26 protein-coding genes are annotated in these 26,269 nt (G+C 68.1%); 17 read left to right on the forward strand and 9 right to left on the reverse strand.

Annotated elements, in window-relative coordinates:
- Positions 1-55: 55 nt before the first annotated feature.
- The 4 genes from glyS to KB874_RS10375 are packed head-to-tail and all read right to left on the reverse strand — an operon-like array spanning position 56 to position 4,625.
- Positions 56-2,281 (reverse strand): glycine--tRNA ligase subunit beta, encoded by a 2,226-nt coding sequence (gene glyS, locus KB874_RS10360; protein ID WP_212536510.1) that lies wholly within the window; start codon positions 2,279-2,281, stop codon positions 56-58.
- 3 nt (positions 2,282-2,284) lie between these two features.
- Positions 2,285-2,800: a DUF6446 family protein gene (locus KB874_RS10365; RefSeq protein ID WP_212536511.1), complete on the reverse strand. Its 516-nt coding sequence runs from the start codon at positions 2,798-2,800 to the stop codon at positions 2,285-2,287.
- Entirely contained in the window at positions 2,797-3,699 is a 903-nt protein-coding gene (locus KB874_RS10370; protein WP_212536512.1) for an FkbM family methyltransferase, read from the reverse strand. Before KB874_RS10370 ends, KB874_RS10365 begins: the two co-directional genes overlap by 4 nt.
- Entirely contained in the window at positions 3,696-4,625 is a 930-nt protein-coding gene (locus KB874_RS10375) for a glycine--tRNA ligase subunit alpha (protein WP_212536513.1), read from the reverse strand. The genes KB874_RS10370 and KB874_RS10375 overlap by 4 nt, the downstream gene beginning before the upstream one ends.
- A gap of 150 nt (positions 4,626-4,775) precedes the next feature.
- Between KB874_RS10375 and KB874_RS10380 the strand changes: the two genes are divergently transcribed.
- From KB874_RS10380 to KB874_RS10410, 7 genes are all read left to right on the forward strand, one after another.
- Entirely contained in the window at positions 4,776-6,521 is a 1,746-nt protein-coding gene (locus KB874_RS10380; RefSeq protein WP_212536514.1) for a trypsin-like peptidase domain-containing protein, read from the forward strand.
- 99 nt (positions 6,522-6,620) lie between these two features.
- A complete protein-coding gene (locus tag KB874_RS10385; RefSeq protein WP_212536515.1) occupies positions 6,621-9,194 on the forward strand; it encodes a putative PEP-binding protein in 2,574 nt (857 codons plus the stop codon).
- A 127-nt stretch (positions 9,195-9,321) separates the two neighbouring features.
- The gene (locus KB874_RS10390) at positions 9,322-9,960 is read left to right on the forward strand and encodes a cell wall hydrolase (protein ID WP_249200409.1); all 639 of its coding nucleotides are present in this window, start codon (positions 9,322-9,324) and stop codon (positions 9,958-9,960) included.
- A gap of 72 nt (positions 9,961-10,032) precedes the next feature.
- Entirely contained in the window at positions 10,033-10,971 is a 939-nt protein-coding gene (locus KB874_RS10395) for a dihydroneopterin aldolase (protein WP_212536516.1), read from the forward strand.
- Positions 10,972-11,011: 40 nt separating this feature from the next.
- A complete protein-coding gene (folP, locus tag KB874_RS10400; protein ID WP_212536517.1) occupies positions 11,012-12,031 on the forward strand; it encodes a dihydropteroate synthase in 1,020 nt (339 codons plus the stop codon).
- Positions 12,021-13,370: a phosphoglucosamine mutase gene (gene glmM, locus KB874_RS10405; protein WP_212536518.1), complete on the forward strand. Its 1,350-nt coding sequence runs from the start codon at positions 12,021-12,023 to the stop codon at positions 13,368-13,370. The genes folP and glmM overlap by 11 nt, the downstream gene beginning before the upstream one ends.
- An 83-nt stretch (positions 13,371-13,453) precedes the next feature.
- Positions 13,454-14,224, forward strand: coding sequence for an NHL repeat-containing protein (locus KB874_RS10410; protein WP_212536519.1), 771 nt, complete (start codon positions 13,454-13,456; stop codon positions 14,222-14,224).
- Between the two features lie 149 nt (positions 14,225-14,373).
- Here KB874_RS10410 and KB874_RS10415 read toward each other — a convergent pair whose 3' ends face one another.
- From KB874_RS10415 to KB874_RS10430, 4 genes are all read right to left on the reverse strand, one after another.
- Entirely contained in the window at positions 14,374-15,033 is a 660-nt protein-coding gene (locus KB874_RS10415; RefSeq protein WP_212536520.1) for an SOS response-associated peptidase, read from the reverse strand.
- Positions 15,033-16,229, reverse strand: coding sequence for a class I SAM-dependent methyltransferase (locus tag KB874_RS10420; RefSeq protein WP_212536521.1), 1,197 nt, complete (start codon positions 16,227-16,229; stop codon positions 15,033-15,035). Before KB874_RS10420 ends, KB874_RS10415 begins: the two co-directional genes overlap by 1 nt.
- 31 nt (positions 16,230-16,260) lie before the next feature.
- The gene (locus KB874_RS10425; RefSeq protein WP_212536522.1) at positions 16,261-16,560 is read right to left on the reverse strand and encodes a DnaJ family domain-containing protein; all 300 of its coding nucleotides are present in this window, start codon (positions 16,558-16,560) and stop codon (positions 16,261-16,263) included.
- Between the two features lie 145 nt (positions 16,561-16,705).
- Positions 16,706-18,262: a bifunctional metallophosphatase/5'-nucleotidase gene (locus KB874_RS10430; RefSeq protein WP_249200411.1), complete on the reverse strand. Its 1,557-nt coding sequence runs from the start codon at positions 18,260-18,262 to the stop codon at positions 16,706-16,708.
- Between the two features lie 155 nt (positions 18,263-18,417).
- Between KB874_RS10430 and KB874_RS10435 the strand changes: the two genes are divergently transcribed.
- The 7 genes from KB874_RS10435 to trmB are packed head-to-tail and all read left to right on the forward strand — an operon-like array spanning position 18,418 to position 22,673.
- On the forward strand, positions 18,418-18,756 hold the full coding sequence (locus KB874_RS10435; protein WP_212536523.1) for a DUF952 domain-containing protein: 339 nt from the start codon (positions 18,418-18,420) through the stop codon (positions 18,754-18,756).
- Positions 18,753-19,181: a DUF1330 domain-containing protein gene (locus tag KB874_RS10440; RefSeq protein WP_212536524.1), complete on the forward strand. Its 429-nt coding sequence runs from the start codon at positions 18,753-18,755 to the stop codon at positions 19,179-19,181. The genes KB874_RS10435 and KB874_RS10440 overlap by 4 nt, the downstream gene beginning before the upstream one ends.
- Entirely contained in the window at positions 19,178-20,236 is a 1,059-nt protein-coding gene (locus tag KB874_RS10445; RefSeq protein ID WP_212536525.1) for a quinone-dependent dihydroorotate dehydrogenase, read from the forward strand. The genes KB874_RS10440 and KB874_RS10445 overlap by 4 nt, the downstream gene beginning before the upstream one ends.
- Positions 20,233-20,571 carry an arsenate reductase (glutaredoxin) gene (gene arsC / locus KB874_RS10450; RefSeq protein WP_428849245.1) on the forward strand — a complete coding sequence of 113 codons (339 nt, stop codon included), beginning with the start codon at positions 20,233-20,235 and terminating at the stop codon, positions 20,569-20,571. Before KB874_RS10445 ends, arsC begins: the two co-directional genes overlap by 4 nt.
- A 60-nt stretch (positions 20,572-20,631) precedes the next feature.
- A complete protein-coding gene (locus tag KB874_RS10455; protein ID WP_212536527.1) occupies positions 20,632-21,378 on the forward strand; it encodes a dienelactone hydrolase family protein in 747 nt (248 codons plus the stop codon).
- Positions 21,375-21,917, forward strand: a complete 543-nt coding sequence (locus KB874_RS10460) for a histidine phosphatase family protein (protein WP_249200413.1) — start codon at positions 21,375-21,377, stop codon at positions 21,915-21,917. The genes KB874_RS10455 and KB874_RS10460 overlap by 4 nt, the downstream gene beginning before the upstream one ends.
- Before the next feature lie 42 nt (positions 21,918-21,959).
- Positions 21,960-22,673: a tRNA (guanine(46)-N(7))-methyltransferase TrmB gene (gene trmB, locus KB874_RS10465; RefSeq protein ID WP_212536528.1), complete on the forward strand. Its 714-nt coding sequence runs from the start codon at positions 21,960-21,962 to the stop codon at positions 22,671-22,673.
- 9 nt (positions 22,674-22,682) lie between these two features.
- Here the strand turns inward: trmB and KB874_RS10470 are convergent, their stop codons facing one another.
- Complete coding sequence (locus KB874_RS10470; RefSeq protein ID WP_212536529.1) at positions 22,683-22,994, reverse strand: CBU_0592 family membrane protein; 312 nt, start codon at positions 22,992-22,994, stop codon at positions 22,683-22,685.
- Between the two features lie 197 nt (positions 22,995-23,191).
- Here KB874_RS10470 and aroA point away from each other — a divergent pair, with 197 nt between their 5' ends.
- The 3 genes from aroA to KB874_RS10485 all read left to right on the forward strand — a co-directional run bounded on the left by aroA (position 23,192) and on the right by KB874_RS10485 (position 26,264).
- Complete coding sequence (gene aroA / locus KB874_RS10475) at positions 23,192-24,541, forward strand: 3-phosphoshikimate 1-carboxyvinyltransferase (protein ID WP_212536530.1); 1,350 nt, start codon at positions 23,192-23,194, stop codon at positions 24,539-24,541.
- A 64-nt stretch (positions 24,542-24,605) separates the two neighbouring features.
- On the forward strand, positions 24,606-25,214 hold the full coding sequence (locus KB874_RS10480; RefSeq protein ID WP_212536531.1) for a (d)CMP kinase: 609 nt from the start codon (positions 24,606-24,608) through the stop codon (positions 25,212-25,214).
- A 54-nt stretch (positions 25,215-25,268) separates the two neighbouring features.
- Positions 25,269-26,264, forward strand: coding sequence for an aldo/keto reductase (locus KB874_RS10485; protein ID WP_212536532.1), 996 nt, complete (start codon positions 25,269-25,271; stop codon positions 26,262-26,264).
- The last annotated feature ends 5 nt before the right edge of the window (positions 26,265-26,269 follow it).

The raw sequence follows: 26,269 nt of genomic DNA on the forward strand, positions 1-26,269 counted from the left end.
GCATGTCGCCGCTCGGTTCGTCAAAGCGTCAAGCGGGCCGCCCGACCCCGGTCGCCTAGCCCTCGATCCGGGTCAGATCGGCCACCCGCAGGCAGATCGCCCGGATGCGCGACAGCAGGTTCAGGCGGTTGCGCCGCACGATGTTGTTGTCGGAATTCACCTGAACCGCCTCGAAGAAGGCGTCGATCGGGCCGCGCAGCGCGGCCATCGCCGCCATCGCGGCTTCGAAATCCTCGGCCTCCATCGCGGGGGCGATGCGTGCCTCGGCGGAATCCAGCGCTGCAAACAGCGCGGTCTCTGCCGGGTCCTCGGCGAACTTGGGATCGGCGCCAAAACTGTATTCGACGCCGTCCTTTTCCTCGGCCTGGGTCAGGATGTTGTTGGCCCGCTTGAACCCCTGGACCAGGTTGCCGCCATCCTCGGTTGCCAGGAAGGCCGACAGCGCCTCGGCCCGCGTCACCAGCAGGCTCAGGTCGTCGCGGTTCGGCATGGCAAGGCAGGCGTCGATCACGTCGTGGCGGATGCCCTGGTCGCGCAGGTACACCTTCAGCCGGTCATGGATGAAGGCCATCAGGTCGTCGCTTGTATCGGGGACATGGGCTGTGACCTCCTCGACCCAGTCGGGGGCGTCGCCCTCGATCCGGTCGATCAACGCGCGCACAGCAGAGCCGAAGACACCATGCTTGCCGATCTCCTCGAGCACGGCATCGAGGATCGCGCGTTCCTCGTCGTCGCTGATCGGGTCGATCTTGTGGCGCAGCAACTGCGCGTCGATCACCCGGTCAAGACGCAGGCGCAAGCCATTGGTCAGCACCAGCCGGATCACGCCCAGCGCGGCGCGGCGCAGCGCAAACGGATCCTTGGACCCGGTCGGTTTCTCGTCGATGGCCCAGAAGCCGGTCAGCGTGTCCAGCTTGTCGGCCAGCGCGACCGCGACCGAAACCGGCGCCGTCGGCACCTCGTCCGAGGGGCCGAGCGGGCGGTAATGATCCTCGCAGGCGCGGGCGACCTTGCCGGGCAGACCTGCGGCCTCGGCATAGTAGCGGCCCATCAGGCCCTGGAGTTCGGGAAACTCATAGACCATCTCCGAGGACAGGTCGGCCTTGGCGACGATTGCGGCTTGCTGCGCCAGCGCGGGGTCGGCATCGACCATCGGGGCGATCTCGCGCGCCAGCGCTGCGATGCGGTCGATCCGCGCCTTCTGACTGCCCAGCTTGTTGTGGAAGGTGACGTTTTCCAGCCGGGCCGTCCAGGCCTCCAACCCCTCGCCTCTGGCCACGCGCAGGTCGTTTTCCCAGAAGAACCGCGCATCCGACAGTCGCGCGGCCAGCACCTTGCGGTTGCCCGCAAGAATCGTCGCTCCGTGATCCGGGGCGTCGATATTGGCCACGGTGATGAAACGTTCGATGCGCCCCGTCCTGGGGTTCCGCACCGAAAAGAACTTCTGGTGTTCCTTCATCGAGGTTTGCAGCACCTCGGGCGGCAGGCCAAGGAATTCCTCGCCGATCTCGCCCATCAGGACGACCGGCCATTCCACCAGCCCCGCGACTTCGGCCAGCAGCCCCGCATCCTCGACCACCTCGAGCCCGGCGGCAAAGGCCATGTTGGTCGCCGCATGCCAGATCGCATCGCGCCGCTCGGCCGGGTTCAGGATGACCTTGTGGCGCTTCAACCTCGCCTCGTAATCGTCGAAGCTGGACACTTCGAACCGGCCCGGCGCCATGAAGCGATGCCCCTGCGTCGCGCGGCCGGCACGGATGCCGTCGATCTCCAGATCGACCACCTCGGCGCCCGCCTCGTCGGTCAGGAGGCAGAGGATCGAGTGCAGCGGCCGCACCCAGCGCAAGGTTCCCGCGCCCCAGCGCATCGACTTGGGCCACGGAAAGCCGCGCACGGTCTTCTCCAGCACCTCGGCCACGATCTGCGGCGCGGGACGGCCCGGCGTGACCACCGTCGCATAGTAGAAGGCGCCCTTCTTGTCCTCGCGCTCCTCCAGCTGGTTGCGGCTCACACCCGCGCCGCGCAGGAACCCCTCGACCGCCTTGTCGGGGGCGCCCACCTTGGGCCCACGCCGCTCCTCGCGCAGGGTCGGGCTTTCGGCGGACAAGCCCTGCACCGTCAGCGTCAGGCGGCGCGGCGTCGCAAAGGCGGCGGCGCCGGCATAGGTCAGCCCGGCCTCGACCAGGCCATCCGTCACCAGTTTGCGCAGGTCTTCGGCGGCCTTGCCCTGCATCCGCGCGGGGATTTCCTCGGAAAAGAGTTCGATCAGCAGATCGGGCATGGGTCAGTTTCCTTCGCGCGGCGGACAGTCGTCGCCCAGCGGCGAGCCGTCATAGGCCTTGTCGCCGCAATCGTTGATCTCGTGCCAGACATAGCCGCGACCGTCATCCGTGATGGCGATGACGCGGTCGATGCCGAACTCGAGGTTGCGCTGCACCGCAAAGACGCGGGCCGTCCCCGCCTCGATCCGGTCGCCGATCGCCTCGGCATCGAAACAGGTGAACCAGCCCGGTGCCGTGCGCGGCTCGCTCCCCTGGTAGGGGTCCAGCCGGGCCGTGGCCTCGTCCAGCGACAGCGCCACGTCGAAACAGGCGCGGTAGCGGATCGGAGAACTGTCGGCGTCGATCCCCTCGAAGCCGGTCACGGCCAGCTCGACCGGGGCGCCGTCCGCGCCGGTCAGCGTGATGCTGGCCTGCGGCGGCAGGGTCTCGTAGAAGTAGTAGACCTGAAGATAGTAGATGGCGATGCCCGCGATCAGCGAACAGGCCACGATGATCCCTGCCAGGAATTTGCCGGTCATGCGTCCGCGCTCCAGCTCGGGTTGCGATACAGGACGACCAGGCGGCGGCGTCCGATGGCCTGCATTTCAAACCCATGTTTCAGCAGGAAGTTGGTCACCTGCGGCAGGGTCGTGTCCTGGCTCACGCCACGTTCATAGCCGACATCCGCCGTGACATACTGGAACTGGCGGATGCTGTCCCCGGCACCCTCCAGAACCTCGGGCTCGGCGCCCTCGGCCTCGAGTTTCAGCAACCGGTAGGCACCGCGCGGAATCGCCTCGTCCAGCCGGATGGCCGGCACTTCGATGACCTTGTCATAGCCTTCGATGGGCAGGATCGAACTGTCGGCGGTGGCCGTCTTGAGGTAGAAGGTCAGCGCCGCCGAATTGTCCTTCCACAGGGCGATGTTGCGGGCTTCGCCGGTGATCAGGGGCGCGGCTGCCGCGATGTTGAGGGCCAGCGCCTGGTAATCCCTTGGCGAAGGCTCGAAGCTGGTGAGATGGACCGACTTGCCGAGGTGCCGCAGCGCCAGGGTCAGATCCCCGACATTCGCCCCCACCTCGACGATACTGTCGCCATCCGCCAGCGGCACCTGCGCAAGATGATACTCGCGGATCAGCTTTTCGGCGCGCTTTTCCAGTCCGGCGGACAGCGTCCTCATCCAGGTGTATTCGGAAAAGCGATGAACCCGGTCGCCGGCGTGACAGGCGAAAAGCCCGCTTTCGGCGTCATGGGTGTAATGCTGCCCGGTGACACCGCAGGCACGCAGCACGGCATTGGCGGCCTCCGCCGCCTCCTGCGGAGGCAGCTTCCTGAGGTGGCTCAGCGTCGACCGCCGGAACAGGTCCGTCGGCGGCCTGAGCCGATATGCCAGTCCATGCGCGGCCAGTGCGGCCTTGTGCCAGGTGCCGCCGGTCATGCGCCGAGCCCCCCGGCTTCGGTCTGCACGAAGGCGTCGGCGCACATCTTGGCCAGCGCCCGAACCCGGCCGATATAGGCCTGCCGTTCCGTCACCGAGATCACGCCGCGCGCGTCGAGCAGGTTGAAGACATGGCTCGCCTTGATGCACTGGTCATAGGCGGGATGCGCCATGACGATGCGCTTGCCGTTGCGCGGGTCCTCGTGCGGCAAGGACAGGATGCGGGCGCATTCGGCCTCGGCCTCGGCGAAGTGGCGCAGCAGCACCTCGGTATCGGCCACGTCGAAATTCCAGCGGCTGTATTCCTCCTCGGTCTGGCGGAAGACATCGCCATAGGTCAGCGGCTGCGGGCTGGCGGGATCGTTGAACGGCATGTCCATCACGTGGTCGATGCCGAGGACGTACATGGCCAGACGTTCCAGCCCATAGGTCAGCTCGCCGGAGACCGGGTGGCAGTCATGCCCGCCGACCTGCTGGAAATAGGTGAACTGGCTGACTTCCATCCCATCGCACCAGACTTCCCATCCCAGGCCCCAGGCGCCCAGCGTCGGGCTTTCCCAGTCATCCTCGACGAACCGCACGTCATGCACCGAGGCGTCGATGCCGATGGCGGCGAGGCTGCCGAGGTAGAGGTCCTGCAGGTCCGGCGGGCTGGGTTTGATCAGCACCTGGAACTGGTAATAATGCTGCAGCCGGTTCGGGTTCTCGCCATAGCGCCCGTCGGTGGGGCGGCGCGAGGGCTGCACATAGGCCGCCGCCCACGGCTTCGATCCCAGCGCGCGCAGGGTGGTGGCCGGGTGAAAGGTGCCGGCGCCGACCTCCATGTCATAGGGTTGCAGCACCGCGCATCCCCTGGACGCCCAGTAGGTCTGAAGCCTCAGGACGATCTCCTGAAAACTGCGCGGCTTCTCCGTGGCAAGGGTCATGTCGGCCTCCGGCTGGATCTGGCGCCTGATTAGGCAAGCCCGCGCAGGGCGTCAATCGAACCCGCGAAGTTTTGAGGTGCACCGCCCGGACCATCTGCTAACAATGCGGGTCAGTATAGAAGAAATTGGAACCCAGAGGGTCGGACAGGCATGTTCAGAGGATTTGTCGCGGCGTGCATCGTCGCGGGTGCGATGGCGACGGCCGCGCAGGCACAGGATGACACAGTCTACATCCAGATCGAGGCACGGTCGAGCCTGGCCGTCGCGCAGGACAACGTGCGCGGCTACGCGGCGCAACTGCCGGATGTGAACGGTTTCGCACTGGGCGGCGGATGGTATGGCGTGGCGCTGGGCCCCTATTCGCGCGACGAGGCGGCGGCGCTGTTGTCGCAACTGCGGGCATCGGGCCGCATCCCGCCCGACAGCTATATCGAAAGTGCCGCGACCTATGGCCAGCAGTTCTGGCCCATCGGCGGCGCCACGATGCAGGTGCCCCGCGCGCCCGAGCCCGGAACGCAAGCGCTGGTCGCGCCGCAGCCAGAGCCGCCCGCGATCGTCGCCCCGGTCGTGGATGAAACGCCGCGCCAGGCCCGCGCGAGCGAGGGGCTGCTGAACCGCGACGAGCGCGCCGCCTTGCAGGTCGCCCTGCGCTGGGCGGGATTCTACGATTCCGCCATCGACGCGGCCTTTGGCCCAGGCACACGCAACGCCATGGCCGCCTGGCAGCAGGCCAACGGGTTCGAGGTGACGGGTATCCTGACCACGATGCAGCGCGCCGATCTGCTGCGACAGTATAACGCCCCCCTGGAAAGCGTCGGCATGGCCGCGTATCGCGACCCGCGGACGGGTATCGCCATGCAACTGCCGCTGGGCACCGTGCGCTTCGACCGGTTCGAGGCGCCCTTTGCCCTGTTCCAGCCCACCGGCGCGGTCGAGGGCGCGCGCGTGCTGCTGATCTCGCAGCCCGGCGACCGCCAGACCATGGCGGGCCTCTACGAGATCATGCAGACGCTGGAAATCGTGCCGTTGCAGGGCGAGCGGCGGCGCGACCGCGACAGCTTTGTGCTGACCGGGGCGAACGAGCGATTCGTCAGCCATACCGAGGTCTCACTGGTCGGCAACGAGATCAAGGGCTGGACCCTGATCTGGCCCACCGGCGACGAGGAACGGCGCACGCGCGTCCTGTCGGTCATGCGCGACAGCTTTCAGCGGATCGGCGGCGTGCTGGACCCGGCCGCGGTGACCGATGACGGCCAGCGCATCGATCTTGTGGCGGGGCTGCGGGTGCGCTCGCCCCTGCGCACCGCCTCGGGCTTTTTCGTCGACCGGAGCGGCGCGGTGCTGACCAGCGCCGCCGCCGTCGAGGGCTGTGGCCGCGTGACGCTGGACGGCGTGCACGAGACCCGGATCGCGGCGCGCGACGCGGCCCTGGGCCTGGCGATCCTGCGCCCGACAGAGGCGCTGGCGCCGCGCGGCGTCGCGAGTTTCGCGCAGACAGACCCGCGCCTGCAATCGGACGTGGCCGTGGCCGGCTATTCCTTTGGCGGTGTGCTGGCCGCGCCGACGCTGACCTTCGGCACGCTCGAGGATCTCCAGGGGCTGGGCGGCGAGGCCGATCTCAAGCGTCTCGCGCTGGCGGCCCTGCCGGGTGACGCCGGCGGGCCGGTTCTGGATGCCGGCGGCGGCGTTGTCGGCATGCTGCTGCCGCGCGACGAGGACGCCACCCGCCGTCTGCCCGACGAGGTCAGCTTTGCCGCCAAGGCCGAGAGGATCGTCGGTTTTCTGGCGCAGAACGGTGTGCGCAGCGCCTCTGGCCAGTCGGTGGGCGTCATGGCGCCCGAGGACCTGACGGCGCTTGCCTCGGACATGACGGTGCTGGTCAGCTGCTGGGAATGACGCCGCCTTTCGCAGTTGCGGCAAAAGGTGCATCCTGAACCTGACAAGCGCGACGTCAATCCCGCTTGTCAGGGCGCGCAGGCGGCGTATTCTGCCCGCATGAATGATGCCGCACCGCAGAAACCAGGCGAAGCCAACCCGCACGTGACGCTGATCACACCCTCGGCGCCAATCGCCACGCCGACGCACGGGGGGCGGGCCAAATGCCTGCAACGGCTTGTCCGACTCGATCTGCCGGTGCCGCGCACCGTCGCACTGTCCTTTGGCACCGTGCACCGGATCGCGTCCGGAGAGCTGCCCGACATCCGCGCCATGCTGGATATCTTCGGCGCCGGCGCGCTGCTGTGCGTGCGGCCCTCGTCCGAGGACCCAGACTGGGGCGGGCCGGGCGCGATCCTGAACATCGGCATGAACGACGCCAGCTGCGCCCTGCTGGCCGAAAGGATCGGCGCCGAGGCCGCCGCCTGCCTCTACCTCCGCTTCGTGCAAGCCTATGCGATCCATGTCGAACGGCTGGACGCGGACCTGTTCGACGAGATCGAGGATCCCGGAGAGGAAGGCCTTGCCGCCGCGATGGCCGCCTACGAGGAAGAGGCCGAGGCGCCCTTTCCGCAGGACCCCGCGCACCAGCTGGCGCAGGTTCTGCGCTCGATGGCCCGCGCCTGGGAAGGCACGACCGCGCGGCTGCTGAGACAGGCCAAGGGCGCGCCGATGGATGCGGGCCTGGGCCTTGTCGTGCAGGAGATGGCGCTGGGGATCGGCCGGGGCGAATGCGGCTCGGGCGTGCTGCAACTGGCGGATTCCGACACCGGCCTGCGCCAGATCACCGGACGTTACCTGAGCCAGAGCCAGGGGCGCGAAGCGCTGGAACAGGGTAGCCCGGCGCTGTTCCTGACCTGCGATCCGCGCGGCCCCTCGCTCGAGGAAACCGCGCCCGAGGCGTTCAAGGCGCTGTGCGGCTTTGCCGAGACGATGCGCAACCGCCTGCGCGAGGAAATGCAGATCGAGTTCACGATCGAGAACGGCGCGGTGCACATCCTGGACGGGGTACGCGTGCGCCGCTCGGCCCGCGCGGCGGTGCGGATCGCGGTGCGGCTGGCCGAGGACGGGATCATTCCCCCGCAGGAGGCCATCCTGCGTATCGATCCGCATGCCATCACCGAACTGCTGCACCGCCAGGTGGCGCCGGGCACAAGGCGCGATGTGATCGGCCGGGGCGTCGCCGCCTCGCCGGGGGCTGCCACCGGCAAGATCGTCTTTTCCGCCGCCGAGGCGCAGGCCAGCGCGGCACGGGGTGAGGCCTGCATCCTCGTCCGCCGCGAAACCTCGCCCGAGGACGTGCGCGGGATGCACGCGGCCTCGGCGGTGCTGACCGAACGCGGCGGCATGACCAGCCACGCGGCGGTGATCGGGCGCGGCATGGGCCTGCCCTGCGTGGTGGGTGCCGCGCGGATGAAGTTCCACGTCACACGCAAGTTCCTGGTGGCCGAAGATGGCCGCACCCTGCGCGAGGGCGACGTCATCACCATCGACGGCTCCTCCGGGCAGGTCCTGGCCGGGGCGCCCGCAATGGTCGAGGCGGCGCTCGACGATGCGTTCCAGACGCTGATGGGCTGGGCCGACACCTGGCGCGACATCGGCGTGCGCGCAAATGCCGACACGCCCGACGACGCCGCAACCGCGCGCAACTTTGCCGCGCAGGGGATCGGCCTGTGCCGGACCGAGCACATGTTCTTCGAGGCCGATCGCCTGACGCCCATGCGCGAGATGATCTTTGCCGACGCGCCGGAGGACCGGAAGGCCGCGCTGGCCCGCATCCTGCCGATGCAGCGCGCCGACTTCACCGAGCTGTTCCGGATCATGGAAGGGATGCCGGTCTGCATCCGCCTCTTCGACCCGCCTTTGCATGAATTCCTGCCCACCGACCGCGCCGGCCTGCGTGACCTGGCCGAGGCGTTGGACCTGCCCGTATCCGACGTGACACGACGGGTGGAATCGATGGGCGAGTACAACCCCATGCTGGGCCTGCGCGGCGTGCGACTGGGCATCACCGTGCCGGAAATCTACGACATGCAGGCCCGCGCCATCTTCGAGGCGACGCTGGACGCCAGCCGCGACGGCGCGCCCGTGGTGCCCGAGATCATGCTGCCGCTGGTCTCGGCCAAGCGCGAGGTCGAGTTGCTGCGCGCCCGGATCGACGCGGTGGCCGCTGCGGTCAAGGCCGAGCGCGGGCGCGGCTTCGACTATCGGCTGGGCGTGATGGTCGAGACCCCGCGCGCCTGCCTGCGCGCCGACGAGATCGCGCCGTATACGCAGTTCCTGTCCTTCGGCACCAACGACCTGACACAGATGACCTACGGCCTGTCACGCGACGATGCCGGGCGCTTCATGTCCGACTATGTCAGCCAGGGCGTGTTCCGCGAGGATCCGTTCCACCTGCTCGACATCGAGGGCGTCGGAGAGCTGCTGGCCATCGGCGCGGAACGGGCGCGGCAGGCCTGCCCCGGGCTGACCCTGTCGATCTGCGGTGAGCATGGCGGCAACCCGGAATCAATCGCCTTCTGCCGGGCGATCGGCATGGATTATGTCAGTTGTTCGCCCTTCCGGGTTCCGGTCGCGCGACTCGCCGCCGCGCAGCTGGCGATTCGCGACAGGATGGTGTCAGCACGCTGATATCGTTGTTTGTGGTGTCAATAGGCACAATTTGTGGTTATTTACGCAATTCATTAATTTCTGTAGGAGAGGCGGGTCGCGGAAAACGCCCCCAAGGACGGACGCGGCCAGCCAAGGAGACCGTTTCATGTTCCGCCTGTTGCGCCCGTTGCGCGTCATTCTCGCGCTCTCGATGCTCGCCCTGCCCGTCCATGCCGAGGGTGATCCGAACGCGATGCAGCTTGTCTCGCTCGAAAAGCGGGCGCTGAACAAGGCCACCGGCGGCCACCTGTCTCGGCTGGTTTCGCCCCCGCCCACCACCACGGGCAACGTGCGCTACAACCGCGACTGGCTGGAGCGGCAACCCGCCGCCAAGGGTGGCCAGGAATGGCGCTGCCTGGCCGAGGCGCTGTATTTCGAGGCCCGCGGCGAGACGGTCAAGGGCCAGTTCGCGGTGGCCGAGGTCATCATGAACCGCGTGGACAGCCCGCGTTTCCCCGACAGCGTCTGCGACGTGGTGCACCAAGGCACGGGCCGGAAATATGCCTGCCAGTTCACCTATACCTGCGACGGCCAACCCGAACAGATCGCCGAGCCAGACGCCTGGGAACGGGTCGGCAAGGTGGCGCGCGCGGTTCTGCGCGGCGCCCCTCGCGCGCTGACGGACGGCGCGACGCATTACCACACGACCGCCGTTGCCCCGAAATGGTCGCGCACCTATACCCGCACCGCCTCGATCGGAACGCACCTGTTCTACCGGCACAAGTGGCGCTCCTCGATGCGCTGAGCGGGTCGGCACCGCGATTGCGGCCACCCGCCTCCGCAGGCTATGGTCTGGCATCCGTCAGAAAGGGCCCCCATGGCCGATGAGATCCGACTTGCCTTCGCGCATCCGTCCGAACGCGCCATCGCCACCGAGGGCGACGCCCCACGCGACCGCATCAGCCTGCGCGACCACATCGTCACCGCCGAGATCGGCGCCTTTCAGGCCGAACGCGGCACCACGCAGCGCCTGCGCTTCAACGTGGTGGTCGAGATCCAGCCCTTTGCCGCGCCGCTGGATGACGACGTCGACCGCATCCTGTCCTATGACCGCGTGACCGAGGCCATCGCGCAGGAACTAGCCGCAGAGCGGCTGAACCTGCTGGAAACGCTGGCCGAACGTATCGCCGAACGCATCCTGCTGGAACCCCAGGCAATGCGCGCCTTCGTCCGGATCGAGAAACTCGACCGCGGGCCCGGCGCGCTGGGCGTCGAGATCGTGCGCACCCGGCGCGACTTCGGCCATCATCTGAACGAGAAGGCCGAAGAGGCTGCACGCGCCCGCCCGCATCCCCGCGTCGTCTACCTGTCCAACGGCGCCATCGCCGACGAGCGGCTGACCGGCTGGATCGACGCGCTGACCGCGCGACCCGAACCGCTGATCCTCTGCGTCGGCCGCCCGCAAAGCGCGATCCCGCAGACTGGCCACCCGATGACCCAGCGCCGCATCGATCTGCTGGCGATCGAGCAGAACGGCTGGGTCCTGGCCTCGCGCGACCCGCGCTGCAAGGTCGTGGCGACACGCACCGAGCTGGACTGGGCGATGAAGAACGGCCAGACCTGCGTCTGGGCACCCTCCAAGATCGTGCTGGACGCGACCCAGGGACCACGGACGCGGCCGCGCGACTCGGTTGCGCTGGCGGCCTGGTTCGCGGCCGAGATGGAGGCCCGCGAACTGGTCGTGATCGGCGAAGATCTGCCGGAAAGCGCCTCTGTGCCGCTGCGCGGCGTTGGCGTAAACGACCCGGTAATCTAGAGCATTGCCAAAACGCGCAGGATCGTCGAAGGAACGGCGCATGAGCGCCTATTACCGCCCACTCGTGCAGCAGGCCCGCCCGCGGCCCACGGACGCCGCGCCACTGGCCGGTGGCACTCTCTGGTTTACCCATGCCGTGCGGCACAGCCGCGATGCCGCGCCGCAGGTCGTGCCGCTGTCCGAGATCCCGCAGGACTGGATGACGCGGCTGACCGCCGCGCGGGCGCCCCTGCTGGGCATTCCGATGGACGCGCCCTGCCTCATGGGCATCCTGAACGTGACCCCAGACAGCTTTTCCGATGGCGGCCGGCACAAGAACACGACCGCGGCCCTGCTGCATGCCCGCGAGATGGTGCAGGCCGGCGCGGCAATCATCGATGTCGGCGGCGAAAGCACGCGGCCAGGATCGCAGACCGTTCCAGCCGAGGCTGAGATCGCGCGGGTCGAACCCGTGATCACCGCGCTGCGCCACGAAGCGGGCGTGCCGATCTCGATCGACACGCGCAAGTGCTCTGTCGCCCAGGCGGCGGTGGACGCCGGCGCCCGCCTAGTCAACGACGTCTCGGGCTTTACCCACGATCCGGCTCTGGCGCGCTACTGCGCGCGGCACGGGCTGCCGGTCTGCGTCATGCATGCCCAGGGCGACCCAGAGACGATGCACCTGAACCCGAGCTATGCCGACGTGCTGCTGGACATCTACGATTTCCTAGAACGGCAGGTCGCTCATCTCGAGGGGCTGGGCATCCCGCGGGCGCGCATCCTGGTCGATCCGGGTATCGGCTTCGGCAAGACCGAGGCGCACAACCTGACCGTCCTGAACGGCCTGTCGCTGTTCCACGGTCTGGGCTGCGCGATGCTGGTCGGCGCCTCGCGCAAGGGGTTCATCGGGCGGATCACCGGGGTCAAGACCGCGGCGGAACGGGTGCACGGATCGGTCGCGGTGGCACTTGCCGCCGTTGCGCAGGGTGCGCAGATCCTGCGGGTGCATGACGTGGCAGAGACCGCGCAGGCCCTGAAACTGTGGCAGGCAATCGTGGAAGGGCAAGGCAATGGGACGTAAGCTGTTCGGAACCGACGGGGTGCGCGGCACGGCCAACACCTGGCCGATGACCGCCGAGATGGCCTTGCATCTGGGCGCCGCCGTGGGTCGGCATTTCCGGCGGGAACATGCCGGCGTGCACCGCGTGGTGATCGGCAAGGACACCCGTCTGTCAGGCTACATGTTCGAGAACGCGCTGACCGCCGGCCTGACCAGCACCGGCATGAACGTGCTGCTGCTGGGGCCGGTACCGACGCCCGCCGTGGGCCTGCTGACGCCTTCCATGCGCGCCGACCTGGGCATCATGATCTCGGCCAGCCACAACCCTGCCGAGGACAACGGGATCAAGTTTTTCGGTCCCGACGGCTACAAGCTGTCGGACGAGGTCGAGGCCGAGATCGAGGCGCTGCTGGAACAGGGCGTGCAGCCCGCGCAGGCGCGCAATATTGGCCGCGCCCAGCGCATCGACGACGGCCGCTTCCGCTACCAGGAGCGGGTCAAGTCCACCCTGCCCGCCGGCTTGCGGCTGGACGGGATGAAGGTGGTGGTGGACTGCGCCAATGGTGCCGCCTATCGCACCGCGCCCGAGGTCCTGTGGGAATTGGGCGCCGAGGTGGTCAAGATCGGCGTCAGCCCGGACGGCCTGAACATCAACCGCGACTGCGGCTCGACCCGGCCGCAGGCGGCTGCCGAGGCGGTTGTGGCGCATGGCGCCGATGTGGGCATCTGCCTTGACGGCGACGCCGACCGCATCGTCATCATCGACGAGACCGGCAAGATCGCCGACGGCGACCAGATCATGGCGCTGATGGCGGCGCGCTGGGCCGCCGAGGACCGCCTGCGTGGCGGCGCGCTGGTGGCCACGGTCATGTCGAATCTCGGATTGGAACGCTTTCTCCAGGGCATGGGGCTGCGGCTGGAACGGACGCAGGTCGGCGACCGCTACGTGGTCGAGACGATGCGCGCGGGCGGCTACAACCTGGGCGGCGAGCAGTCGGGCCACATCGTGATGACCGATTACGCCACCACGGGCGACGGGCTGATGGCGGGCCTGCAATTCCTGGGTGAGATGGTGCGCACCAACCACCAGGCCAGCGATCTGGCCCGCAGCTTCCAGCCGGTGCCGCAACTGCTCAAGAACGTACGGTATGGTGCGGGCCAGGCCCCGCTCGAGGCGGCCTCTGTCAAGGGCGTCATCGCCGAGGCCGAGGCGCGGCTGACTGGCCACGGGCGGCTGCTGATCCGCAAGTCGGGCACCGAACCGCTGATCCGCGTGATGGCGGAATGCGAGGACGAGGGCCTGCTGGCGCAGGTCGTCGATGGCATCGTGGCCGAGGTGCAGGCGGTCGCGGCGGCCTGAACCCGCGCCGAGCCGCCGGACAGGCTTGAAACCGCGCGCGGCCGCGCCACCCTCTGTTGCGTGGAAACACGAACGAGGCTGCCATGCGCAAGGCTTTCGCCGTCCTCCTGGCCGCTTTTACGGCCGCCCTGCCCGCCCGGGCGGAGTTGTTGCATATCGACACGCTGTTCGGCACGCGCGGCGTGAGCCTGGCCTATGACGCCCAGCTCTGCGCGATTTGGGTTGCGACCGAGGGACCCTCGGTTCTGCTACTCTCGGCGGTCAACGGGCGAGAGATCCTGCGGCTGGAGACGGAATTGCGCAGCGTGCGCAGCCTGACGGTGGAAGAGGACGGGCTGCTGCTGGCCGATGGCTGGGGCCGCTTCCTGCGGATCGACCGGCAGGGCAACCGCCGCGACGCGGTGTTCTCGCTGTCGCAGACCCTGCGCGACACCGAAGGCCTGCACCGCGATGCCGACGGATCGTTCCTTGTGGTCGAGGATGACCCATCGCGCCTGCTGCGCATCGCACCGGACGGGACGGTGCTGATGGAGCTTTGGGGTGACGGGTTCGATCCGCCGATGGTGGAACCGCAGGGCATCAGCCGTGATCTCTATTCGGGCAACCTTCTTGTGGTGGATGACAACGAGGGGCTGAACGCCCTGTTCGAACTGGCCCCGGACGGGCGGGTGCTGAGCGTCACGCCGCTGTCGGAATGGGGATACGACGCCGAGGGCGTGGCCCTGCAACCCGAGACGGGGCGGCTGTTCGTGGGCTTCGACGGCGGCAATGCTATCGCCATCTTCGACTGGGCGCCGAGCCAGATCACCATCGACGAACCGCTGGAACGCGGCCCGCCCTGCGCATTTTCCTGAAGCCCCGTTTTCACCGCGCGGTCGCGCGTCGATCTGCCGGGGGCCTTGCCCCCAGGGCATCGTCTCTCGGATCAATGGCGCGACAATGACGCGCCCAGGGTATTTGCCGCCAGAAGAAAAGGCAGGCCGACGGGACGCTGACGAAGCCGTTAGATCGGCTCGACGAGTTCGGGACCGGCGGCGCGGTTCGAGTTCACCTTGGGGTCGACACGATGGAAGGCGAGCGTGTCCTCGGGCGGGGCGTGCATCAGGGTCGCGGCACCGTGGCCCTCTTCGCCCAGCCATTTCGCCCAGTCGTCTTGCGACAGGATGACGGGCATCCGGTGGTGGATGCGCGCCATCGACTCGTTGGCCGCGCAGGTGACGATCGCACAGGTGCGAAACCCCTCGTCGCCACGTTCCCAATCCTGCCAGACCCCGGCAAACGCCAGCAGGTCGCCCTGCACCGGACGGATATACCAGGGCAGGCGATTGCCCGCCTCGTCCTTGGTCCATTCGTAGAAGCCGCTGGCCGGAATCAGGCAGCGCCGCTCGCGGCAGGCGGCGCGAAAGGCGGGCTTTTCGGCCAGCGTTTCGGCCCGCGCGTTGATCAGCAGCGGGCCGTCATTGGGTGCCTTGTACCAATGCGGGATGAAGCCCCAGCGCATCGCCGAGAGGCTGCGCGTGCCATCCCCGCTGCGCACCACATGGATGTGGTTGGTGGGGCAGACGTTGTAATTCGGCACATCGGGCAGGTCGTTGGCCGGCTGCGCCGCGAAAAGCTGCGCCATGGCGTCGGGCGGCAGGGTGATGGCAAAGCGGCCGCACATCAGCGCGCCCCGAGGCCGGAATAGAGCATCAATCCCCAGTCGACGAGGTCGCGTTCCACCGGCCCCCAGAGCGCACCGAAAGCCAGCGGATCGACCTGCGCCGCCGTTGCGATCTGCGCAAGGCTGCGACGCCCGTCGATGGCGGCGATCAGTGGCGCGGCCTTGCGCGGCAGGGTCAGGATCGCCTGCGCCTCTTTCTGGCGAACCGGGATGGGCTTGTCCTGCGCAACGGCCTGCGCCAGTGCCCGCGCCTGCACGCCGCGCAGACGCGGGACCAGCGCGCGGTTGGCGCCTCTTGCGGGCTGGCGCGCATCGCCCTGCGGCACGGCATAGGCGATGTGCACCCGGATCGTGCCGCGCAGCTTCTCGGCGACGGCCATCGCCTGCGCATCGGTTAGGTGCGCAGGCCGCGTCGTGATCCGCGACAGGTCGTAAAGCGCAGGCGTGGCGAAACCCATCAGCCGCCAGCCGGTCTGGTCCAGCATGTCGAGCAGGTCAGGGACGGAATAGGCGCGGTCCTGCCCGTGCAGCAGCAGGTCGTAGAAGCCTGCGTCGCTGGCATGGTGGTCACCAAGGTTCACGTTGGCGCGGAACGGGTGGCCCTCAGACAGAGCGGCGACGATGTCCTTTGCGCGTGCCAGCCGGTCTTGCGGGGCGAGGCCCCGGTACAATGCACCGAACGCCTCCTGCAAAGGGTAGACGCCAGAGCGGCCATACGGGGCGTAGACCATGAAGCCCAGGCCGCCGCCCTCGGCAAGGGACGCTCTCAGGGCGCGGAAGCCCTCGGGCGGGTCGGGCAGGTGATGCAGTACGCCGCAGCAGTCGATGTAATCGAAACGCCCCAGATCGGGCGCGTCCAGCAGCGAGCCGGTGCGAAAGGTGATGCCGGTGAGGTTGCGCGCGGCGGCGCGGGCCTCGGCGATCCCGCGGGCGGCGGTGGAAAGGTCGACATAGGTGATTTCGTGCGGTACGCGCGCACTGGTCAGCACCTGCGCCAGCTGGATCAGGCCGTCGCCGGTGCCGCCCCCGGCCACCAGTGCCCGGAAAGGGTGTGACCAGTCGCGTTTGCCAACGTATAGCCAGTGGTCGATTTCCAGCGGATGCGAGGGCGAACCGGTGATGAGGCGGCGCACTTCGTCGGCCGGGTCGCGTTCCGGGTAGGGGTAGGCTTCGTATTGCTCGGTGACGCTGACCATGGACGCTCCTTGTCGGACGGTGATGCCATGCTCAGCCGCGTTTGGCGAGATCGAGCCGCGCCTCGAACAGGGCCATGTCGCGGATCAGCCGGGCCCGTTCGGTGCGGTCGGACGTCTCGCGCAACTCGGCGCGCAGGCGGGCCAGTTCGTGGCTGAGCGCGACAGCCTCGGGGACCGCGCCGTTATCCTTCAGGATCCGGTGGAGCACCGCGTTTTCCGGATCGTCACAGGGCGGCAGCGGCTTGCCCGCGCCGGGCAGGTTGTCGAAGGCGCCGTCGCGTTCGGCAGCGGCGATGCGGGCGTTGATGAGGTCGATCAGCGGGTGGTCCATGTCGCGAAGATGCCTGTCGAGGGCTGCGGCGGCAAGCGCGGAGGGGGCTCTGCCCCCGTCGCGTGCCGCGACTCCCCCGGAGTTTCCCGGGCAAGATGAAGGGGCAGAGGTTTCCCCCTGCCCCTCCTGTCATTCGCGCGGCCGATTACTCGGCCATCTTGATGCGGCCGTCCGTGTAGGGCGTGTAGGGCGCATTCGCGGCGAGGAATTCCGCCGTGACGTCGGCCAGGTCGGGGCCGAAATCGTAGGCGTTCATCGCGTCCACGAACATCTTGTAGCCGTCACCGCCGTTGCGCACGAAGTTGTTGGACACGACGCCATAGACCTTTGCCGGATCGATCGGCGCGTCGCGGACCATCACGTCCGAGATCCGGCTGCCCGGCTCTGCCCCGGCACTCACGGTGAACGAGATGCCTGCGACCTGCGGGAAACGGCCACCGCCATCGGCGATCTGGCTCACGCCGTTCTCCAACGCCTCGACGATGGTCGCGCCAGTCACCTGGAAGGTGGACAGCGTGTTCTGGAAGGGCAGCACCGTCAGCACCTCGCCCATCGTGACGGGACCCGCGTCGATCGAGGCGCGCAGACCGCCGCCATTGGCGATGGCGATCTCGATGCCCTGGTCCTTGACCCGGGCCAGCATGGCGTCGGCGACGAGGTTGCCCATCGGGCATTCCACCGCTCGACACACGTCTTTGGACCCGATGATGGCTTCGGCGGCCTCGGCGACCACCTTGTTGCGGATCTCGTCCAGCGGGGCGGCGGCCTCGGCGATGCGCGCCTTGGTCGCCTCTTCCTCGGCGACGCCGCCATCCATCAGGATGGGCTCGCCCACGGCGGCGGTCACGACGCCGGCGTCGTCGAAGGTCACGTTCAACTCGCCCAGGAACTTGCCATAGGCATAGGCCTGCACGATGGCGGTGTTGCCGACCATCACCGGATAGGGCCCCTTGGCGCCCTCGATCGTGTTCGACAGCAGAGAGTTGTCATGACCGCCCACGATCACGTCGACGCCGGTGGTGTTCTCGGCCACGCGCTTATCGACGTTCAGGCCCGAATGCGACAGCACGATGATCTTGTTCACGCCCTCGGCGGTCAGCTTGTCGACCTCGGCCTGCACGGCATCGACCGGATCGGTGAAGATCACGTTGGGGCCGGGGCTGGCCAGTTCGTCGGTATCCTGCGGCGTCAGGCCGATCAGGCCCAGTTTCTCGCCGCCACGCTCGATCACCACGGATTTCTGGATCGCGCCGGACAGCAGGGCCTCGCCCGAGAGGTCGGCGTTCGACATCAGCACCGGGAATTGAACCGCGTCGACGAAACCGCGCAGCACCTCGGGGCCGTCGTCGAATTCGTGGTTGCCCACGGTCATCGCGTCGTAGCCCATCTGGTTCATCATCTCGGCGGCGAGCTTGCCCTTGTAGTAGGTGTAGAACAGCGTGCCCTGGAACTGGTCGCCGCCATCGACGAGGATGTAGTTGTTGGTCCGCGCCTTGGCCTCGCCGATCGCGGTCATCAGGCGGGCCGAGCCGCCAAAGCATTCACCGGCCGTGTTGTCCTCTGCCGAGCAACCCGAATCATACTTGCTGATCGGCTCGAACCGGGCGTGGAAATCATTGGTGTGCAGGATGGTCAGCGAATACTCGGCCTGTGCGGCGCCGGCAATCAGCGCGATGGCAGCCGTGGTCATCAGGAAACGCATGGGGGGCCTCTCTGTCGGGTTTGTTGTTGTGGTGCAATGGTGACTCGGGCGTCGGCCCGAGTCTAGGCCTGACGCGGGGTTCTTCGCGCGCAGCGATGACAACCGGGTGACAATGGCGCTTGACCGGGCGGGCCCGGGGCGGCACATCCGGGGCCATGGAGATCTACAAGATACTGCGTGGCCCCGAATGGCAGGCCTTGCGCGCCGAAGGCGAGACCGCCGGTGCGCCCGTGGACATGGCCGACGGCTATATCCATTTCTCGACCGCCGGGCAGGCACGCGAGACGGCAGCGAAACACTTCGCCAGCGAGGACGGGCTGTTCCTTGCCGCGTTCGAGACCGACCGGATGGCGGACGCGCTGAAATGGGAGCCGTCGCGCGGCGGCGCGCTGTTTCCGCACTATTACGGACCGATGACGCTAGCGCATGTCGCCTGGTGCCAGCCCTTGCCGCTGGAGGATGGTGCGCACCGGTTTCCGGACGGCTTCGCATGACACAAGTCGACCCGACGCGCGACCAGTTCGACGCCTTCAAGGCGCTGGACCGGGATGAGCCCTGCGAGATGCTGAACCTCGTGCGACTGCGTGACCGCGCCAGCTATCCCGAGGGGCACGACCTGCACGCGGCCGGGTTGACGGGGGCCGAGGCCTATACCCGCTACGGCGCGCAGAGCGCCCCGGTGCTGCGGCGCGTCGGCGGGGCGATCCTGTGGCGGGGCGACTATCGGACGGTGCTGATCGGGCCGCAGGACGAGCGCTGGGACCATGTCTTTGTAGCGCGCTATCCCTCGGCCCATGCCTTCATGGCGATGGTCAAGGACCCGGATTATGCAATCGCCGTGGTGCATCGGCAGGCGGCGGTCCTGACCTCGCGCCTGATCCGCTGCGCGCCCGCCGCGACAGGGGAGGTGTTCGGATGACACTGCTGGAACGCGCTGGGCTGGCCTTTCTGCACCGGCTCGACCCCGAGGACGCGCATGGGCTGGCCCTGCGGGCACTGCGCAACGGGTTGGCGCCGCTGCCCGGCACGGTCACATCCGACCGGCTGCGGACCACTGTGGCGGGTCTGGACCTGACCAACCCCGTGGGGCTGGCCGCCGGGTTCGACAAGAACGCCGAGGCACTGCATCCGCTGGCGCGCGCCGGTTTTGGCTTTGTCGAAGTGGGTGCGGCCACGCCCTTTCCACAGCCTGGCAACCCGAAGCCGCGCCTGTTCCGCCTGACCGAGGACGCGGCGGCAATCAACCGCTTCGGCTTCAACAATGACGGCATGATCGCGATTGGCGACCGGCTGGCGCACCGGCCCAAGACGATGGTGCTGGGCCTGAACCTGGGCGCCAACAAGACCAGCGCCGACCGCGCCCGCGACTTTGCACAGGTGCTGGAGCATTGCGGCCCGCATCTCGATTTCGCAACGGTGAACGTGAGTTCACCCAACACCGAGAAACTGCGCGACCTGCAAGGCAAGGACGCGCTGGCCGCCTTGCTGGCCGGCGTGATGGAGGCGCGTGACGCCCTGCCCCGGCCGATCCCGGTGTTCCTCAAGATCGCGCCCGATCTGGACGCGGCCGGGCTGGAGGACGTGGCCGAGGTCGCGCTGACCTCGGGCGTGGCGGGGGTGATCGCCACCAACACGACGCTGTCCCGCGACGGCCTGTCCTCGCGCCAAAAGGGCGAGGCCGGCGGCCTCTCGGGACAGCCGCTGTTCGAGAGATCGACCCGCGTGCTGGCGCGCCTGTCGCAGCTGACGGATGCGAAACTGCCGCTGATCGGCGTGGGCGGCGTGGCATCGGCCGAACAGGCCTATGAAAAAATCCGCGCGGGCGCATCGGCGGTGCAGCTTTACACGGCGCTGGTATACGGGGGCCTCGGCCTCGTGCCACGGATCGTGCACGGGCTGGATGCGCTGCTCGCACGCGACGGGTTCGAGACTGTGGCGCAGGCCGTGGGCAGCGGGAGGGACAGATGGCTTTGATCCTGTGGCACAATCCGCGCTGTTCGAAATCCCGCGCCGCGCTGGCACTGCTGGAAGAGCGCGGCGTGGCGGCAACGGTCCGCCGCTACCTGGACGACGCGCCCAGCCTCGACGAGTTGCGCGCGGCGCAGAGTGCCCTTGGTGTTCCTGCGATCGAGATGGTCCGCGTCAAGGAAGCCGAGTTCAAGGCGATGGGACTGACCCGCGACAGCGGCGACGCCGCGCTGCTGGCGGCGATGGCCGCGGCGCCGAAACTGGTCGAGCGCCCGATCCTGTTCGACGGCGACCGCGCCGTAATCGGACGCCCGCCGGAACGGGTGCTGGACCTGCTTTGACTTGATCGGCGCGCGTGTGCTCTATTTGTCGGGTAGATCAAACGACACGGAGCGACGCACATGATCTTCCGCAGCATTCTGGCCGCAACGGCCCTGATCGCCACCGCCGCGCAGGCGGAACTGGTGGGCGAGTATCACCGCTACACCGTGGGCGACCGCGAGTATGAGGGCTATGTCGCCACCAACACCGCGATCGAGCCCAAGGGCACCGTCCTGATCGTGCATGACTGGGACGGCATGACCGCCTACGAGGAAAAGCGCGCCGACATGCTGGCCGCGCTGGGCTACACCGCCTTCGCCATCGACGTCTACGGCGCCGACGAGAACCCGACGAGTGTGGACGAGAACCGCGCCCTGTCCGGTGCGCTTTACGGCGACCGCGAGGAATTCCGCGCCCGCCTGATGGGCTCGATCATGGAAGCGGCCAACATCACCGGCGCGACGTCGGACCTGGTGCTGATGGGGTACTGCTTTGGCGGCGCAGCGGTGCTGGAGGCGGCACGCGCCGGCGCGGACCTCGCCGGGTTCGTCAGCTTCCACGGCGGGCTGGGCACCCCCGAGGGTCAGGACTACGCGGCGACGACCGCGCCCGTGATGCTGTTCCACGGCTCGGCCGACCCGGTCTCGGGCATGGCCGACCTTGCCTCGCTGCTGGACCAGTTGCAGGCGGCGGGCGTAACGCATGGCGCGCAGGTCTTTGGCGGCGCGCGGCACAGCTTTACCGTCTGGGGCTCGAACGACTATGACCTGACCGCCGACGAAGGCAGTTGGTCCGGCCTGCTTGGCTTTCTCGACGAACGCCTTTGATCCGCCTGCTGATCCTGTGCCTTGGCCTAGTCTGGCCGGGGCTGGCGCTGGCGAACGACTGGGCCGCGCTGGAGCGGCCCGGAGCCTTCGCCATCATGCGCCACGCCGTGGCGCCCGGCACGGGCGATCCGGCGGGGTTCGACGTGACGGATTGCGCCACGCAGCGCAACCTCGACGACCGGGGTCGGGCGCAGGCGCGCGCCATCGGTCAGGCGTTCCGCGACCGGGGCATCCCGTTTGACACGGTCCTGTCGAGTCAGTGGTGCCGCTGCGCCGAGACGGCGGAATTGCTTGGGCTGGGCGCCGTGCAACCTGTGCCCGCCTTCAACTCGTTCTTCGCCGATTTCAGCGACCGCGAGGACCGAACCGCGCAGGCGCTGGACTTGATCGACGGGCTTTCGGGGCGGGCGATGATCGTTACGCACCAGGTCAACATCTCGGCCCTGACCGGGCGCAGCACGCGGTCGGGCGAAGTTCTGGTGGTGCGCCGCGCAGGGGATACGCTCGAGGTGCTGGGCTCGATCCTGATCGATCCCTGATCGGCTTGCCCCCGGGCCGCGCCGCGGGTAAACGGCGCGGCCATGACCACGTCCAACAAGCATCCCGACGCGCCCTGGCGCAACTTCTATGGCCGCGTCCGGGGCAAGACCCTGCGCCCGAAGCAGGTCGACTATATCGAGGAGGATCTCGACCGGCTGTCGCCCGGCCCGGTCGACTGGGACGTGAACCCCGAGCGGCACCTGCTGGACGTGGCCGCGCTGTTCGGCGGTGCGCCGGTCTGGCTGGAGATCGGGTTCGGCGGCGGCGAGCACATGGTGCACCAGGCGGCGACCTACCCGGAGGTAGGCATCATCGGCTGCGAGCCCTTCATGAACGCGGTCGCGATGCTACTGGGCAAGATCCGCGAGGCCGGGGTCACGAACCTGCGCGTGCATCCGGGCGACGTGCGCAACCTGTTCGACGTGCTGCCGGATGCGAGCATCGACAAGGCGTTCCTTCTGTATCCCGATCCCTGGCCGAAGAAGAAGCACCACAAGCGCCGCTTTGTGACGCCCGACCATCTTCAGCCGCTGGCGCGGGTGATGAAGCCGGGGGCCGAGTTCCGAGTCGCGACCGACATCCCCGACTACGTGCGCCAGACGCTGATCGAGGTGCCGAAGGCTGGGTTCGAGTGGCTGGCCGAGCGGCCGCAGGACTGGCGTCAGCCGTGGGGCGATTGGCTGTCGACTCGCTACGAGCAGAAGGCGCTGCGCGAAGGCCGCACGCCGCATTACCTGACCTTCCGCAAGACCTGATGCCGCCGGTCAGCGGCGCTCTGTCCGCATCCGTCCCGACCAGCCCCGGTCCGGTTCGCGCCGCCGACGCAGCAGGCGCAACACGACCGCCATCAGGCTGACCGTGAGGTAGAAACTCTGGATCATGAGCGATGGCAGGTTCATCTGCGCCAGCATCGACGTCATGACGCAGAATGCGGCGCAGGAATTGATCGAGAAATACAGGATACTGTCCGGGTCGACCCTGCGGAACGACAGGGCGGTGTAATTGGTGATGTAGGTGCAGGCGCCAATCACGCCGATGAAGGTGTAGAAATCGGGGAAACTGTAAAAGACCGTCACGGAAAAGCTCCTTGCAGGTAAGTGCCCGGCACGACCGGAAATGCGGTCGCAAGGTATCAAAAGCACCATGATCATAACATCCCGGCAAAGCCGCGGCAGGTCAGGAAAGTCGCACTTGCCGACCGGACACCTGCCAATGGTGGACGAGAGCCTTGGCCCGGTCTATCAGGCCAGCGAACGCAGCATGGAGTCCCCGAATGTCCGCCCATGGCACCCCCGTCCCGATGACCGCCAGTCGCTCCGGCCCGCTGACAGGCGAGGCGCATGTGCCCGGGGACAAGTCGATCTCGCACCGCTCGCTCATTCTCGGCGCGATGGCGGTGGGCGAGACCACCGTGACGGGGCTACTGGAAGGCCAGGACGTGCTCGACACCGCCAAGGCAATGCAGGCCTTCGGCGCGCAAGTCGAGAAGGCGGGCGACACCTGGCATATCCACGGCGTGGGCGTGGGCGGCTTAGCCGAGCCGTCGCAAGTGATCGACTGCGGCAACTCCGGCACCGGCGTGCGGCTGATCATGGGGGCGATGGCGACCTCGCCCATCGCCGCGACCTTTACCGGGGATGCCAGCCTAAACAAGCGGCCGATGGCGCGGGTCACCGATCCGCTGGCGCTGTTTGGCGCGCGCTCTTACGGGCGGTCCGGCGGGCGTCTGCCGCTGACCATCATCGGGGCGGCCGATCCGCTGCCGGTGCGCTACGCGACGCCAGTCCCCTCGGCGCAGGTGAAATCCGCCGTGCTGCTGGCCGGGCTGAACGCGCCGGGCGAGACCGTTGTGATCGAGCGCGAAGCGACGCGCGACCATTCGGAACGGATGCTGGCGGGTTTCGGCGCGACCGTTACCACCGAGGACACCGACGAGGGCCATGTCATCACCCTTCAGGGCCGGCCCGAGTTGAAACCACAGAGCATCGTCGTGCCGCGCGACCCGTCCTCAGCCGCCTTCCCGGTCTGCGCCGCGCTGATCGTCGAGGGCTCTGACGTGCTGGTGCCGAATATCGGGCTGAACCCGACGCGGGCCGGCCTGTTCTTTACCCTGCAGGACATGGGTGCCGACCTGACCTTCGAGAACATGCGCGAAGAAGGCGGCGAGCCTGTCGCCGACCTTCGCGCGCGCTTCTCTCCGAACCTCAAGGGGATCGAGGTGCCCGCCGAGCGTGCCGCCAGCATGATCGACGAATACCCGGTGCTGTCGGTGGTCGCGGCTTTTGCCGAGGGCAAGACGCACATGCCGGGCGTCAAGGAATTGCGGGTCAAGGAATCCGACCGCATCGACGCCATGGCCACCGGCCTGCGCGCCGCGGGGATCGCGGTGGACGAGGGCGAGGATTGGTGGACCGTGCATGGCGAGGGCTTTGGCCGGGTCAAGGGTGGCGTCACGGTCAAGACGCATCTCGATCACCGCATCGCCATGTCGTTTCTGGTCATGGGCCTGGCCTCGAACCAGCCGATGCGGGTGGACGATGGCGGTCCGATCGCCACGTCCTTTCCGGTCTTTGAGGCGCTGATGGCGGAGCTTGGCGCGCGGATCGAGCGCGATGCGGGCTGAGGGGCGGGTTTTCCTGAGCCGGGCTTCGCGCTAGACAGGCGGTCCAGCATCACGAGAGGGTCTTATGGCATTCACCATCGCGATCGACGGGCCCGCGGCCAGCGGCAAGGGCACGATCTCGCGCCTTCTGGCAGCCGAATACGGCTTTGCGCATCTGGATACCGGGCTGCTCTATCGGGCGGTGGGCGCGCGGATGATGGAGGGCGTCGATCCGCTGGAGGCCGCGAAAGCCCTGCGCGCCGAGGCGCTGGACGGCGACGCGTTGCGCACGCCCGAGGTGGCGCAGGCGGCATCGAAAGTGGCGGTCATCCCCGAGGTGCGCGCGGCGCTGCTGGATTTCCAGCGCGCCTTTGCCCGGCGCTCGGGCGGCGCGGTTCTGGACGGGCGGGATATCGGCACCGTCATCTGCCCCGAGGCCGAGGTGAAGCTGTTCGTGACCGCAAATGCCGAGACGCGGGCGCGGCGTCGGCACGCGGAATTGCTGGAGCGCGGGATCGCCAGCGATTATGCCGAGGTGCTGGCCGACGTCCAGGCCCGTGACCGGCGCGACATGGAGCGATCGGATGCGCCCCTGCGCCCCGCGCCGGACGCGGTGCGGCTGGACACCACGACCATGAGCATCGACGAGGCCCTGGCGGCGGCGCGCGCCGTGGTGGATTCCCGCCGCGCTTGACCCCGGCTGTTGCGCCGTTACCCTTCGCCCGGTCGGAACGAAGGGAAATTCATCATGCGGACAGTAACGGTTGGCGGGCAGGTCGTGTCCTGCCTGGGCGTTGGGGCCATGTCCTTCGCGGATTTCTACGGACCCACGACCGAGGCGAATTCCTTTGCCATTCTCGACGCGGCGCGCGAGGCGGGCGTGACCCATGTCGACACGGCAAGCGTCTACGGCATGGGCCGGTCGGAAGAGGCCATCGGCGCCTGGCTGAAGGCGAACCCCGGCGCGCGGGACGCGATGCACATCGCCACCAAAGGCGGGATCAACCGCGGCGGCAAGACCGGGCGCACCCCCTATGACAACTCGCCCGCGTTCATGGAGGCGTCGCTGGACGCCTCGCTGGCGCGACTGGGGCTGGACTGCGTCGATCTCTACTACGTCCACCGGCGGGATGCGGGAATGCCGATCGAGGAGATCGCGGGCGGACTGGCGCGGCTGGTCGAGAAGGGCAAGACGCGCGCCATCGGCTTTTCCGAGATCGCGCCCAGCACCCTGCGGCGCGCCCACGCGGTGCATCCCGTGGCGGCGGTGCAGTCGGAATACTCGCTGGCGACGCGCTTTCCGGAGCTTGGCCTGGTGCAGGCCTGCGCCGAACTGGGGGTGGCGCTGGTGGCCTTTTCGCCGGTGGGACGGTCGCTTCTGACCGACACGCCCTTGCCGGCCGAGGTCATCCCCACCCTGCCCTTCCTCAAGACCAATCCGCGCTTCATTGAACCGAACCTGTCCGAGAACCTCCGGATCACCGACGCATTCCGCGCCTTTGCCCGCGAACGGGGAGAGCCGGCCGCCGCCATCGCCATCGCCTGGTGCCTGTCGCGCGGCGACCATGTGCTGCCGATCCCCGGCACGCGCTCGACCGCGCATTTCGCCGATCTGGTGCGCGGCACACAGATCACTCTGTCGGACGCGGATCTTGCCGAGATCAACCGTATCCTGCCGGTGGGCTGGGCCCATGGCGACCGCTACTCAGACGATCAGTGGGTCGGGCCGGAGCGGTATTGCTGAACCGC

It is taken from the genome of Thetidibacter halocola, from assembly GCF_018224955.1.
Lineage (GTDB): Bacteria > Pseudomonadota > Alphaproteobacteria > Rhodobacterales > Rhodobacteraceae > Thetidibacter > Thetidibacter halocola.

Bases quoted from the DNA above. Each gene is read 5' to 3' on its own strand.
- glyS (WP_212536510.1), bottom strand. From the start codon at position 2,281: ATGCCCGATCTGCTGATCGAACTCTTTTCCGAGGAAATCCCCGCGCGG.
- KB874_RS10365 (WP_212536511.1), bottom strand. From the start codon at position 2,800: ATGACCGGCAAATTCCTGGCAGGGATCATCGTGGCCTGTTCGCTGATC.
- KB874_RS10370 (WP_212536512.1), bottom strand. From the start codon at position 3,699: ATGACCGGCGGCACCTGGCACAAGGCCGCACTGGCCGCGCATGGACTG.
- KB874_RS10375 (WP_212536513.1), bottom strand. From the start codon at position 4,625: ATGACCCTTGCCACGGAGAAGCCGCGCAGTTTTCAGGAGATCGTCCTG.
- KB874_RS10380 (WP_212536514.1), top strand. From the start codon at position 4,776: ATGTTCAGAGGATTTGTCGCGGCGTGCATCGTCGCGGGTGCGATGGCG.
- KB874_RS10385 (WP_212536515.1), top strand. From the start codon at position 6,621: ATGAATGATGCCGCACCGCAGAAACCAGGCGAAGCCAACCCGCACGTG.
- KB874_RS10390 (WP_249200409.1), top strand. From the start codon at position 9,322: ATGTTCCGCCTGTTGCGCCCGTTGCGCGTCATTCTCGCGCTCTCGATG.
- KB874_RS10395 (WP_212536516.1), top strand. From the start codon at position 10,033: ATGGCCGATGAGATCCGACTTGCCTTCGCGCATCCGTCCGAACGCGCC.
- folP (WP_212536517.1), top strand. From the start codon at position 11,012: ATGAGCGCCTATTACCGCCCACTCGTGCAGCAGGCCCGCCCGCGGCCC.
- glmM (WP_212536518.1), top strand. From the start codon at position 12,021: ATGGGACGTAAGCTGTTCGGAACCGACGGGGTGCGCGGCACGGCCAAC.
- KB874_RS10410 (WP_212536519.1), top strand. From the start codon at position 13,454: ATGCGCAAGGCTTTCGCCGTCCTCCTGGCCGCTTTTACGGCCGCCCTG.
- KB874_RS10415 (WP_212536520.1), bottom strand. From the start codon at position 15,033: ATGTGCGGCCGCTTTGCCATCACCCTGCCGCCCGACGCCATGGCGCAG.
- KB874_RS10420 (WP_212536521.1), bottom strand. From the start codon at position 16,229: ATGGTCAGCGTCACCGAGCAATACGAAGCCTACCCCTACCCGGAACGC.
- KB874_RS10425 (WP_212536522.1), bottom strand. From the start codon at position 16,560: ATGGACCACCCGCTGATCGACCTCATCAACGCCCGCATCGCCGCTGCC.
- KB874_RS10430 (WP_249200411.1), bottom strand. From the start codon at position 18,262: ATGCGTTTCCTGATGACCACGGCTGCCATCGCGCTGATTGCCGGCGCC.
- KB874_RS10435 (WP_212536523.1), top strand. From the start codon at position 18,418: ATGGAGATCTACAAGATACTGCGTGGCCCCGAATGGCAGGCCTTGCGC.
- KB874_RS10440 (WP_212536524.1), top strand. From the start codon at position 18,753: ATGACACAAGTCGACCCGACGCGCGACCAGTTCGACGCCTTCAAGGCG.
- KB874_RS10445 (WP_212536525.1), top strand. From the start codon at position 19,178: ATGACACTGCTGGAACGCGCTGGGCTGGCCTTTCTGCACCGGCTCGAC.
- KB874_RS10455 (WP_212536527.1), top strand. From the start codon at position 20,632: ATGATCTTCCGCAGCATTCTGGCCGCAACGGCCCTGATCGCCACCGCC.
- trmB (WP_212536528.1), top strand. From the start codon at position 21,960: ATGACCACGTCCAACAAGCATCCCGACGCGCCCTGGCGCAACTTCTAT.
- aroA (WP_212536530.1), top strand. From the start codon at position 23,192: ATGTCCGCCCATGGCACCCCCGTCCCGATGACCGCCAGTCGCTCCGGC.
- KB874_RS10480 (WP_212536531.1), top strand. From the start codon at position 24,606: ATGGCATTCACCATCGCGATCGACGGGCCCGCGGCCAGCGGCAAGGGC.
- KB874_RS10485 (WP_212536532.1), top strand. From the start codon at position 25,269: ATGCGGACAGTAACGGTTGGCGGGCAGGTCGTGTCCTGCCTGGGCGTT.